Annotated in this window: 11 protein-coding genes and 1 pseudogene; 8 read left to right on the top strand and 4 right to left on the bottom strand. The window is 39.9% G+C overall.

Annotated features, from left to right (window positions below; translation table 11 throughout):
* Positions 1–215: 215 nt before the first annotated feature.
* Positions 216–1,523, top strand: coding sequence for a hypothetical protein (locus DBU79_RS07590; RefSeq protein WP_154412045.1), 1,308 nt, complete (start codon positions 216–218; stop codon positions 1,521–1,523).
* A 6-nt stretch (positions 1,524–1,529) separates the two neighbouring features.
* Here the strand turns inward: DBU79_RS07590 and DBU79_RS07595 are convergent, their stop codons facing one another.
* Positions 1,530–2,201, bottom strand: a complete 672-nt coding sequence (locus DBU79_RS07595) for an outer membrane protein (protein WP_001870855.1) — start codon at positions 2,199–2,201, stop codon at positions 1,530–1,532.
* A gap of 278 nt (positions 2,202–2,479) precedes the next feature.
* Here DBU79_RS07595 and DBU79_RS07600 point away from each other — a divergent pair, with 278 nt between their 5' ends.
* The 7 genes and pseudogenes from DBU79_RS07600 to DBU79_RS07630 all read left to right on the top strand — a co-directional run bounded on the left by DBU79_RS07600 (position 2,480) and on the right by DBU79_RS07630 (position 8,322).
* Positions 2,480–3,040, top strand: coding sequence for a pyruvate flavodoxin oxidoreductase subunit gamma (locus tag DBU79_RS07600; RefSeq protein WP_017284523.1), 561 nt, complete (start codon positions 2,480–2,482; stop codon positions 3,038–3,040).
* 15 nt (positions 3,041–3,055) lie between these two features.
* Positions 3,056–3,448 (top strand): 4Fe-4S dicluster domain-containing protein, encoded by a 393-nt coding sequence (locus tag DBU79_RS07605; RefSeq protein WP_000656175.1) that lies wholly within the window; start codon positions 3,056–3,058, stop codon positions 3,446–3,448.
* A gap of 92 nt (positions 3,449–3,540) precedes the next feature.
* A pseudogene (locus DBU79_RS07610) lies at positions 3,541–3,807 on the top strand (4Fe-4S dicluster domain-containing protein); the annotation flags it as partial.
* 10 nt (positions 3,808–3,817) lie between these two features.
* Positions 3,818–5,041: a 2-oxoacid:ferredoxin oxidoreductase subunit alpha gene (locus DBU79_RS07615; RefSeq protein WP_015644785.1), complete on the top strand. Its 1,224-nt coding sequence runs from the start codon at positions 3,818–3,820 to the stop codon at positions 5,039–5,041.
* Between the two features lie 12 nt (positions 5,042–5,053).
* Positions 5,054–5,998, top strand: a complete 945-nt coding sequence (locus tag DBU79_RS07620) for a thiamine pyrophosphate-dependent enzyme (RefSeq protein ID WP_075711621.1) — start codon at positions 5,054–5,056, stop codon at positions 5,996–5,998.
* 103 nt (positions 5,999–6,101) lie between these two features.
* Positions 6,102–7,424: an adenylosuccinate lyase gene (gene purB / locus DBU79_RS07625; protein WP_154412046.1), complete on the top strand. Its 1,323-nt coding sequence runs from the start codon at positions 6,102–6,104 to the stop codon at positions 7,422–7,424.
* Between the two features lie 64 nt (positions 7,425–7,488).
* Positions 7,489–8,322, top strand: coding sequence for an outer membrane protein (locus tag DBU79_RS07630; RefSeq protein WP_154412047.1), 834 nt, complete (start codon positions 7,489–7,491; stop codon positions 8,320–8,322).
* Here DBU79_RS07630 and uvrB read toward each other — a convergent pair.
* From uvrB to DBU79_RS07645, 3 genes are all read right to left on the bottom strand, one after another.
* Positions 8,319–10,295 carry an excinuclease ABC subunit UvrB gene (gene uvrB, locus DBU79_RS07635; protein WP_154412048.1) on the bottom strand — a complete coding sequence of 659 codons (1,977 nt, stop codon included), beginning with the start codon at positions 10,293–10,295 and terminating at the stop codon, positions 8,319–8,321. The genes DBU79_RS07630 and uvrB overlap by 4 nt on opposite strands.
* A gap of 50 nt (positions 10,296–10,345) precedes the next feature.
* Positions 10,346–11,182, bottom strand: a complete 837-nt coding sequence (locus DBU79_RS07640) for an ATP synthase subunit B family protein (protein ID WP_154412049.1) — start codon at positions 11,180–11,182, stop codon at positions 10,346–10,348.
* Between the two features lies 1 nt (position 11,183).
* On the bottom strand, positions 11,184–11,787 hold a 604-nt coding region (locus tag DBU79_RS07645; RefSeq protein ID WP_154412050.1), incomplete at its 5' end, for a putative barnase/colicin E5 family endoribonuclease.

An 11,787-nucleotide genomic window follows, 5' to 3' on the forward strand; every position in this document is an offset into this window, starting at 1 on the left:
AAGAATGGTTTGAAGCTGAAGTCATAAAAAATTAAACACCCTTTTTTAATGGCTATTTTATCCAAAAAAAAAAAAAAACCGAACTTGAAAGGGTTCTGTTTTTTGGTTTTTATGCTGTTTTTAAAGCAAATTAATTTAAAATCGCACTTTGTCTTTAAGTGCCGCCATTTTAATGTTGCAATTTTAAAAGATGATGAAAGGGGCTGTATTTTAGTTTGATTTTCTTAAAAAAATCTCTTTATGCGTTGTTAATTTCAAGTTTTTCAATACCACCCTTAATGAAAGCGGCTAGTTTTGTCTATGACTTGAAGTTCATGAGCTTTAATTTCAACTTGGTTGCCCCAAACAACAACCCCTATTGGAATAGCCTAACCAAAATGCAAGCCCGTCTCATGCCTCAAATCGGCGTCCAATTGGACAAAAGACAGGCCTTGATGTTTGGGGCGTGGTTCATTCAAAATTTACACACGCATTATAGCTATTTCCCTTATTCGTGGGGGGTTACCATGTATTACCAATACATAGGGAAAAATTTGAGATTTTTTTTAGGCATTGTGCCTCGAAGCTATCAAATAGGGCATTACCCTTTAAGCGCTTTTAAAAAACTTTTTTGGTTTATAGACCCTACTTTTAGGGGAGGAGCGTTCCAATTCAAACCAGCTTATGATCCTAACCGCTGGTGGAATGGGTGGTTTGAGGGCGTTGTTGATTGGTATGGGGGGCGTAATTGGAACAACCAGCCCAAAAAGAAAAATTACGATTTTGATCAATTCTTGTATTTTGTTTCTTCAGAATTTCAGTTTCTTAAAGGGTATTTAGGTTTGGGGGGACAGCTTGTCATTTTTCATAACGCCAGCCATCATAGCATGGGAGATAATTACCCTTACGGCGGTAATTCTTACTTAAAACCAGGCGATGTAACCCCGCAATGGCCTAATGGCTACCCCTATTTCAGTCAAAAAAATAACCCACAAGGCGGAGAAATAGGGAAATACTCTAACCCTACCATTTTAGACAGGGTTTATTACCATGCTTATTTAAAAGCGGATTTTAAAAATCTCATGCCTTATATGGATAATATTTTTATGACCTTTGGCACGCAGTCGTCTCAAACCCATTATTGCGTGCGTCATGCTAGCGAGTGTAAAAACGCTCAATTTTATAACAGCTTTGGGGGGGAATTTTACGCCCAAGCGCAATACAAAGGCTTTGGGATTTTTAACAGATACTATTTTTCCAACAAACCCCAAATGCACTTTTATGCCACTTATGGCCAATCCCTTTATACCGGGTTGCCATGGTATAGAGCCCCTAATTTTGACATGATAGGGCTTTATTATGTTTATAAAAATAAATGGGTGAGCGTGCGAGCGGATGCGTTTTTTAACTTTTTAGGTGGGGGTGATGGGTATCATTTGTATGGGAAAGGGGGCAAGTGGATCACCACTTATCAGCAATTCTTAACTCTAACCATAGACACACGAGAGTTAATTGATTTTGTCAAATCTAAAACCTCTAAATAACTATATCTAAAAATTATAGATATAATTGAAATAAGCGACCGGTAAGCGGTGCCATAAAGTAGTCGCGCTCAAACCATCAACGATTTCAGTTCTTTTGTTAGGAATGAAAGGGAATTTCAACCCGAAAGTGATTTCATTGTGGAAAAAGCCAAAACGAAAACCCACTTTCACAAGCAATTGGAAAAGCGAATTTTCTTTGCCTAAATTTTGAGCGATAATCCCATGCATAGCCCCTCCTGGCATATAAGTCGCCCCAGCGATGCCTACGCCAAACTCTAACCCTAAAAACATCTTTTGCGAATTGAAAGCGTCCCACAAACCGCTAAATTCTAAACCATAGGTAGAAATATAGGATTTGTGAGAAGAAAAGGTCTGATCATAAAACAACCCGTAACGAAAACCCACATGCTCTACAGCTTGCGTTTTAACCACAAATTTCCCCCCTAACACCACACCAAAGCCATTGCCGGTCATGAAATACGATTTATCTACAGACTCGGTGCTAAAAGATGTGTTGATTGCGCTAAGCTGATACCCAACCCCTAAATAAAATGTGTTCCTGTCCGCTAATTTAGGTTTTTTTGATTTTTCATCAAGCTCTGCCTCTGTGGCTTGAAGCGATGATAATAACGCCATGCCCATCAATATTTTAACCATTGTTTTATTTGTTTCATTCATAACCCAATTCCTTATGCTATCCTGCCCCACACTTGCCCCATACAGACTAAAATCAAATCACACCCTAAATAATAACAAAGTTTAAAATAAATATTAGTGGTTTTTATTAAGAACGCCTATCTTTTTAGAATAAATAGCCATAATTCTTGTGGGTATGCCCCCATTTTTCTATAAAAATTCTTAAAAAGGTGTTGTTATAAGACATGTTAATAGTTTTTATTGTATAATTTTAGGCTAAATTCAATTTATCTTATACGATATTAAGGAGACATATTACCATGTTTCAAATTAGATGGCATGCGCGAGCGGGTCAAGGCGCTATCACCGGCGCTAAAGGGTTGGCTGATGTGATTTCAAAAACAGGCAAAGAAGTGCAAGCGTTCGCTTCCTATGGTTCAGCTAAAAGGGGGGCTGCCATGATGGCTTATAACCGCGTTGATGATGAGCCTATTTTAAACCATGAACGCTTCATGGAGCCTGATTATGTGCTGGTGATTGATCCCGGTTTGGTTTTCATTGAAAACATCTTCGCTAATGAAAAAGAAGACACGACCTATATCATCACCAGCTATCTTAACAAAGAAGAATTGTTTGAAAAAAAACCTGAATTAAAAACCCGTAAGGTGTTTTTAGTGGATTGTTTAAAAATCTCTATGGAAACCTTAAAACGCCCCATCCCTAACACGCCCATGCTAGGGGCGTTAATGAAAGTGTCTGGCATGCTTGAAATCGAGGCTTTTAAAGAAGCTTTTAAGAAAGTTTTAGGCAAAAAGCTCACGCAAGAAGTCATTGACGCTAACATGCTCGCTATCCAAAGAGCTTATGAAGAAGTTCAATAACATTAAGGAGCAAAGATGAAAGATTGGAATGAATTTGAAATGGGAGCGGTGCTCTTCCCTTTTGAAAAAAACGCACAAAGCGAAATGGAAAAACACAATGATGAGCGCCATTACACCGAGCAAAGCTACTTCACCACTTCAGTGGCTCATTGGCGCGTGGCTAAACCTGTGCATAACAATAACATTTGCATCAATTGCTTTAATTGTTGGGTTTATTGCCCAGACGCTGCTATTCTTTCAAGAGAGGGCAAGTTAAAAGGCGTGGATTATTCTCATTGTAAAGGCTGTGGCGTGTGTGTGGATGTCTGCCCCACCAACCCTAAATCGCTATGGATGTTTGAAGAACAAATTGAGCCTACTGTCGCCCTCACTCAATGGCCACAAAAACAAGAAAAGAAAAAATCGTAAGGAACAAAATATGGCAAAAAGTATTGAACTACAAGAGATAGAAGTGTGGGATGGCAATACCGCTAGTTCTAACGCTTTAAGACAGGCTCAAAGTGGCTCATTGGCGCGTGGCTAAACCTGTGCATAACAATAACATTTGCATCAATTGCTTTAATTGTTGGGTTTATTGCCCAGACGCTGCTATTCTTTCAAGAGAGGGCAAGTTAAAAGGCGTGGATTATTCTCATTGTAAAGGCTGTGGCGTGTGTGTGGATGTCTGCCCCACCAACCCTAAATCGCTATGGATGTTTGAAGAACAAATTGAGCCTACTGTCGCCCTCACTCAATGGCCACAAAAACAAGAAAAGAAAAAATCGTAAGGAACAAAATATGGCAAAAAGTATTGAACTACAAGAGATAGAAGTGTGGGATGGCAATACCGCTAGTTCTAACGCTTTAAGACAGGCTCAAATTGATGTCATCGCAGCCTATCCTATCACCCCATCAACGCCCATTGTGCAAAATTACGGCTCGTTTAAGGACAATGGCTATATTGATGGCGAATTTGTTTTAGTGGAGTCTGAACATGCCGCCATGAGCGCATGCGTGGGAGCTGCAGCAGCTGGTGGAAGGGTCAGCACTGCGACTAGCTCTCAAGGTTTGGCGTTAATGGTAGAGGTTTTATACCAAGCTTCTGGCATGCGTTTGCCTATCGTTTTGAATTTAGTCAATCGCGCTCTAGCAGCCCCTTTGAATATCCATGGCGATCATTCTGATATGTATTTAAGCAGGGATTCTGGCTGGATCAGTTTATGCACATGCAACCCTCAAGAAGCTTATGATTTCACTTTAATGGCGTTTAAAATCGCAGAGCATCAAAAAGTGCGTGTGCCTACTATTGTCAATCAAGATGGCTTTTTATGCTCGCACACCGTGCAAAATGTCCGCCCTTTGAGCGATGCAGTGGCTTACCAATTCGTAGGCGAATACCAAACCAAGCATTCCCTTTTGGATTTTGATAAACCGGTAAGCTATGGCGCGCAAGCTGAAGAAGAATGGCATTATGAGCATAAAGCCCAACTCCACCATGCGATCATGAGTGCGTCTTCTGTGATTGAAGAAGTGTTCAATGATTTCGCTAAACTCACCGGCAGACAATACCATTTGACTAAAACTTTCCAGCTAGAAGACGCTGAAATCGCTATTTTTGCGTTAGGCACTACTTATGAATCAGCGATCGTAGCGGCTAAAGAAATGCGTAAAAAAGGCATTAAGGCCGGCGTGGCGACCATCCATTCCTTGCGCCCCTTCCCTTATGAAAGATTAGGGCAGGATTTGAAAAACCTTAAAGCTTTAGCGATTTTAGATAAGAGCTCTCCAGCGGGTGCTATGGGGGCGATGTTTAATGAAGTAACGAGCGCGGTGTATCAAACGCAAGGGACTAAACACCCCGTGGTGTCTAACTATATCTATGGTTTAGGCGAAAGGGATATGACAATCGCGCATTTATGCGAAATTTTTGAAGAAATCAATGAAGACGCTCTTAAAGGCACGCTCACGCACCCTACCCAACAATTCGTAGGCTTGCGTGGCCCTAAAATGAGCTTTTTTTAAAAAGGAAATATCATGGTAAAAGAAGTCAAAACACTCAAAGGTTTTAGCCAAAGTGCTGAAAAATTCCAAGGCTCGCACTTGCTTTGCCCGGGTTGTGGGCATGGCATTATTGTGCGCGAAGTTTTAAACGCTGTAGATGGGCCTATTGTTTTAGGCAATTCTACCGGTTGTTTAGAGGTATGCTCGGCGGTGTATCCGCACACTTCATGGGATGTGCCTTGGATTCATATTGGTTTTGAAAATGGCTCTACAGCAATTTCAGGGGTGGAAGCGATGTATAAAGTGCTAGTGAATAAGGGCCGCTATCAAGGTCAAAAACCAAAATTTGTGGCGTTTGGAGGCGATGGGGCTAGTTATGATATTGGTCTCCAATTCATCAGCGGTTGCATGGAAAGAGGGCATGACATGACTTACATTTGCCTGGATAATGAAAACTATGCCAACACCGGCGGTCAAAGAAGCGGCTCTACGCCATTAGGGGCTAGCACTTCTACCACGCCATCAGGATCGGTTAGCTTTGGCAAAAAAGAAAAGAAAAAAGACATCGTCAATATCATGGCAAGCCATGGGGTCCCTTATGTGGCACAACTCTCGCCTAACAAATGGAAAGACATGAACAAAAAGATTAAAACCGCGCTAGACACTGAAGGGCCTTGCTTCATCAACGCTCTTAGCCCATGCACGACTGAATGGAAATTTGAATCCAATAAAACCATTGAATTAGCGGATATGGCTGTGGATAGCTTGATGTTCCCCCTATTTGAAATCTTTAATGGTAGGGAATTGAAAATCACTTACCGCCCAAGAAATATCATTCCTGTAAGGGATTATTTAGGGGCTCAAAAGCGCTTCAAACATCTTTTCAAAAAAGAAAACGAGCATATTATTGAAGAATTGCAAAAAGATGTGAATGAGCGTTGGGAATACTTGCAACGCAGAGAAGAAGCTAAAGTATAACCCTTCTCTCAAATCAAGGCGCTTTGTTGCGTCTTGTGTGATTTTCCCCTTTGACTTTTTAAACCAAGTAACATAAATCCCATTTTGATTGTAAGGATTGTCGGTGTTAGAACGCTATGCGAATGAAGAAATGAAAGCCCTATGGAATGAACAAACCAAGTTTGAAACCTATTTAGAAGTGGAAAAAGCTGTCGTTAGGGCGTGGAACAAGCTTGGGCAAATCCAAGATAGCGATTGTGAAAAAATCTGCTCAAAGGCGGCATTCAATCTTGAACGCATCAAAGAAATTGAAAAAACCACTAAGCATGATTTAATCGCTTTCACTACTTGCGTGGCTGAAAGCTTGGGCGAAGAATCGCGCTTTTTTCATTATGGGATCACTTCTAGCGATTGCATTGATACGGCTATGGCGTTATTGATGACCAAAAGCTTAAAACTCATTCAAAAAAGCGTTCAAAACCTTTATGAAACCCTTAAAAACAGAGCTTTAGAGCATAAAGACACGCTAATGGTGGGCAGAAGCCATGGGGTGTTTGGCGAACCCATTACTTTTGGCTTGGTGTTAGCCCTTTTTGCTGATGAAATCAAACGGCATTTAAAAGCCTTGGATTTAACGATGGAATTTATCAGCGTGGGAGCGATCAGTGGGGCTATGGGGAATTTCGCGCACGCCCCTTTAGAATTAGAAGAATTAGCGTGCGAATTTTTAGGCTTAAAAACCGCCAATATCAGCAATCAAGTCATTCAAAGAGACCGCTACGCTAGGCTTGCATGCGATCTGGCCCTTTTAGCGAGCAGTTGTGAAAAAATCGCTGTCAATATCCGCCATTTGCAACGCAGTGAAGTCTATGAAGTGGAAGAATCTTTTTCAACAGGGCAAAAAGGAAGCTCTGCAATGCCTCACAAAAGAAACCCCATATTGAGCGAGAATATCACCGGGCTTTGCAGGGTGATTCGCTCTTTTACTACCCCTATGCTAGAAAATGTCGCCTTATGGCATGAAAGGGACATGAGCCATAGCTCTGTGGAGCGTTTTGCCTTGCCTGATCTGTTTATCACTAGCGATTTTATGCTCAGCCGCCTGAATAGCGTGATTGAAAATCTGGTGGTTTATCCTAAAAACATGCTTAAAAATTTAGCTTTGAGTGGAGGGTTAGTTTTTTCGCAACGGGTGTTATTGGAATTGCCTAAAAAAGGTTTGAGTAGAGAAGAAAGCTATAAAATCGTGCAAGAAAATGCGATGAAAATATGGGAGGTTTTGCAACAAGGCGCTTTTAAAAACGCTGATGAAAATTTGTTTTTAAACGCCCTACTCAACGATGAACGCTTGAAAAAATATTTGAGCGAGGATGAAATCAAAGCATGTTTTGATTACAGCTATTACACTAAAAATGTGGGGGCGATTTTTAAAAGGGTGTTTGAATAAGGCGCGTTTTTACAAAAACAAAACTATAGAATAAGCGGTAAAAATTGAAGTTTTAAGGGGTTTTTTGAAACGAGCGTTATACTTAATTTTAGGGCTTTCTTGTGCGCTTAATGCAAAGGGTTTTAAAGATGTTTTGACTAAAGGGGATTACACTTTTTTTAATAAAAAGGTGGTTTCGCCCATCAAACGCTATGCGGATAGATCGGCGTTTTATCTGGGGCTTGGGTATCAGTTAGGGAGCATTCAGCACAACTACAGCAACTTGAATTTATCCCAGCAATTCAATAAGAGCCAAATTATTTTCAGCGATGGTTTAAGCCCTGTTTTTAAAAATTCGTATGTGTCTAACGGCCTTGGCGTGCAAGTGGGCTATAAATGGGTGGGTAAGCATGAAGAAACGAAGTGGTTTGGCTTCAGGTGGGGGCTGTTTTATGATTTGAGCGCTTCTCTTTATGGCCAAAAAGAATCGCAGTCTATCATCATTTCCACTTACGGCACTTATATGGATTTATTGCTTAACGCTTATAATGGGGATAAGTTTTTTGCCGGGTTCAATCTGGGGATTGCTTTTGCTGGAGTGTATGACAAATTGAGCGATGCGTTATTGTATCAAGCCCTTCTTTTAGACACTTTTGGCGGGAAAGTGGATCCAAATGGTTTCCAGTTTTTGGTGAATTTAGGGGTTCGTTTAGGGAATAAACGCAACCAGTTTGGCTTTGGGATTAAAATCCCTACTTATTATTTTAACCATTATTATTCCATGAATAACATTAGCAATAATAGTGAAGACGTCCTCAAAGTTTTACGATTTTTAGAATACGGGATCAACAGCGTGTTATACCAAGTTGATTTCAGGCGCAATTACTCGGTTTATTTCAACTACACTTATAGTTTTTAAAGCGTTCTTAATTGAGCGATTTCGTCTCTCAAACGCATCGCTTCTTCAAAATCCAAATTTTTTGCGCATTCTCGCATTTTTTTATCCAATTCTTTAATGATTTTTTCCCTTTCGCTTTTAGGGATTTTGTCCTTTTTTAAGGCTTTAGCGATTTTAATCTCATCGTCTCTTAATTTCAACTCCTCTTCTAAAGCACGAGTAACGGTTTTGGGGGTGATATGATGAAGCTTATTAAACTCTTCTTGCTTAGCGCGCCTGTAGCTCGTAATTTCAAAGGCTTTTTGCATGCTTTGGGTGATTTTTTTAGCATATAATAAAACCTTGCCATTAGCGTTTCTAGCGGCTCGTCCCATGGTTTGAATGAGGCTTGTTTCACTCCTTAAAAACCCTTCTTTATCCGCATCCATGATCGCTACTAAAGAGACTTCAGGCAAATCCAATCCTTCTCTTAAAAGATTGATCCCTATTAAAATGTCAAATTCTTTAAGCCTTAAAGAGCGGATGATGTGATTTCTTTCAATCGCATCAATTTCACTATGCATGTAACGCGCTTTCAAGCCCCATTCAACATAATATTTGCACAATTCTTCTGCCATTTTTTTAGTGAGCGTGGTGATAAGCACCCTTTCATCTCTAGCCACCACTAACTTGATTTCATCAAATAAATCCTGGACTTGCTTATCGCTGTCTCGCACTTCAAATTTAGGGTCTAAAAGCCCTGTAGGGCGAATGATTTGCTCAGCGACATTCTTTTGAGAAAGCTCTAATTCTAGCTTATTGGGTGTGGCGGACACAAAAAGGAACTGGCAATTTTTATGGATAAATTCATCAAATTTTAAAGGGCGGTTGTCTAAAGCGCTAGGCAATCTAAAACCATATTCCACTAAAACGCTTTTCCTGCTCATATCCCCTGCATACATCCCTCCAAATTGCGGCAAACTCACATGGCTTTCATCCACAATGACTAAAAACTCCCGCTCAAATATCCCTAAATAATCAAACAAGCAAAAAGGCGTTTCGTTAGGGGCTTTACCCGTAAAATGGCGCGCGTAATTTTCAATGCCCTTACACACACCGGTCGCGCTAATCATTTCTAAATCATGCTCGGTGCGTTGTTTGAGACGGTTGTATTCAAGCATTTTATCCTGCTCTTTAAAAAATTTCAATCTTAGAGCGAGTTCATCTTCAATGCTTTTAATGGCCAAATTCAACCTCTCACTCCCTACGGCAAACTGACTGGCCGCATAAAGCATGACAGAATCCAAGCGCTTGATTTCATTTCTTTCTAAAGCGTCAAAGACCGCAATCCTTTCTATCTCATCGCCAAAAAATTCAATCCTAATAAATTCAGCGTCATTATAAGCGGGGAAAATATCCACGCATTCCCCCGTCGCTCTAAAGCTCCCCCTATCAAACACCACTTCATTACGGCTATAACCCATTTCCACTAGCTTTAATAAAAAGCTCTTGTAAGCGTGCTTCTCGCCCACTTTGATTTTTTCCATGACTTTTAGATATTCTTCAGGGTTACCCAAACCATAATTAGCCGAAACGCTCGCTATCACGATCACATCATCATAACCTAAAAGCGAGGTGGTCGCACTCAATCTTAAACGCTCCAAATCATCGTTAATAGAGCTGTCTTTTTCAATGAATAAATCCCTCCTAGGGATATAGCTTTCAGGCTGGTAGTAATCAAAGTGGGAGATAAAATACTCCACCCTATTATGCGGGAAAAACGCCTTAAACTCGCTATAAAGCTGCGCGCATAAGGTCTTATTATGGCTCATGATTAAAGTGGGTTTATTGGTTTTGGCGATGATATTGGCCATCGTGTAAGTCTTACCGCTCCCTGTAACCCCCACTAGAGTTTGATAATGGTTGTTATTTTTTAAGCTTTTTGTTAAAGCTTCTATGGCTTGGGGCTGATCGCCTGCTGGTGGATAAGGGCTTTTTAAATCAAATAAAGGCATCTTTAAACTCGCATTTTTTTAGGGGTATTATAGTGGTTTTTTAACACGCCTTATTCAATCTCAAAAAAATCAATGTTTTGATAATGATCGTTATCTTTCGCTTCGTTAATGTTATTTATCGCTTGCGTTTTATTGTTGCTTATTTCATTGTTAGCGGTGGTTTTAGCTTCGTTAAGGTTCGTTAGCGCTTGCGTTTTGTTCGTGTTTATTTCGTTGTTAGCGGTGGTTTTAGCTTCGTTAATGTTATTGATTGCTTGCGTTTTATTAGCGTTTATTTCATTGTTAGCGTTTTCTTTAGCTTCGTTAATGTTATTGATCGCTTGGGTTTCATTCGTGTTTATTTCGTTGTTAGCGGTGGTTTTTGCTTCTTTTAATGCTTCAAGGCTTTGGGTTTTGTTTTCTGTGATTTGATGATTAGCGTTATCTCGCGCGTTATTTAAAAAGATTTGATAGCTCGTTAAAAGCCTGGTAGTGGTTTCTATCAATTGATTTTCTAGCTTTTTAACTTCGCTTTTGATGTTTTCAGCGTTAGCGTTTAGTGTAGCAGTTACTTCTTGCTCGTTCTCTCGCATGCTCGTATTGAACTCGCTAAAAAAGCTCTCGTATTCTTTCATTTTGTTTTTTAAGCTCTCGCCTGCGTGAGTAAGCCACTCAATAGAATTTCTTAAACTGCTATCAATCTCGTTCGCATTCTTAAAAAAATCCAAACTCAAAAGCACTTCTAAAATCCTAACAATCCCTTTAAGGCTTAGTTCCACTTGCTCGGTGAAAAGATGATTACCTTTTAAAGCGTTTTGTAATTGCTTTAATAATTCGTTAGTGATTTCTTTTACCTGTGGCTGTTCTGTGATCTCTAGCGCGCTGTTAGGGAGATTAGGGTAATTCATTTTATTCCTTATTTAATTTTTTTGTGGTAGGATTAGGTTCTACGGAGTTTAAAGAATTAAATGCCTTTTCTTTAGTGATTGCTTGCGGAGTAGACCGTAACGCTTGCTTCTCTGTATCATACAATTCATAACTGCTTATCACCCAGTGATTTTCTAATTTTTCATTTTTCCACTCATTATTTAAACCTACTCTCTTATTTCCATAATCTACAAACACACGCCCTAAACTATCCGTGCCTTTAGTGCCTTTCTCTAACACTTCGGGGATAGATTTAACGATATTTAAGGCGTATTCTTTAGCTTCTGTTTCACTTAAGCCTTTCTTCATCTCATTAGATATTCTACGCTCTAATATATGCGCTAACCCGTAATCTTTGTTTCCCCAAACTAAATCAATATCCCCTAAACCTTCCTTATGAAACGCTCCCGCTACAAAACCTTTTTTAGTTTCTAATAGCTTGTTAATCGCTCCTAAGCCATCACCCTTAAACTCGCTATAATTAGGTCCCCATTCGCTAGGCGTTTTTACTTTCTCTTTTTCTTTTTGCATGTCCTTAACGGCTTGTATCAAGCGCTTTAACGAAGGGTTATTTTCGTTCGGCTCT

This window comes from Helicobacter pylori (genome assembly GCF_009689985.1).
In the GTDB taxonomy this organism is placed as follows: Bacteria; Campylobacterota; Campylobacteria; order Campylobacterales; family Helicobacteraceae; genus Helicobacter; species Helicobacter pylori_CG.

Coding starts and splice junctions, on each gene's coding strand:
- DBU79_RS07595 (WP_001870855.1), bottom strand. CDS start 2,201: ATGAATGAAACAAATAAAACAATGGTTAAAATATTGATGGGCATGGCG.
- DBU79_RS07615 (WP_015644785.1), top strand. CDS start 3,818: ATGGCAAAAAGTATTGAACTACAAGAGATAGAAGTGTGGGATGGCAAT.
- DBU79_RS07620 (WP_075711621.1), top strand. CDS start 5,054: ATGGTAAAAGAAGTCAAAACACTCAAAGGTTTTAGCCAAAGTGCTGAA.
- DBU79_RS07605 (WP_000656175.1), top strand. CDS start 3,056: ATGAAAGATTGGAATGAATTTGAAATGGGAGCGGTGCTCTTCCCTTTT.
- uvrB (WP_154412048.1), bottom strand. CDS start 10,295: ATGCCTTTATTTGATTTAAAAAGCCCTTATCCACCAGCAGGCGATCAG.
- DBU79_RS07600 (WP_017284523.1), top strand. CDS start 2,480: ATGTTTCAAATTAGATGGCATGCGCGAGCGGGTCAAGGCGCTATCACC.
- DBU79_RS07640 (WP_154412049.1), bottom strand. CDS start 11,182: ATGAATTACCCTAATCTCCCTAACAGCGCGCTAGAGATCACAGAACAG.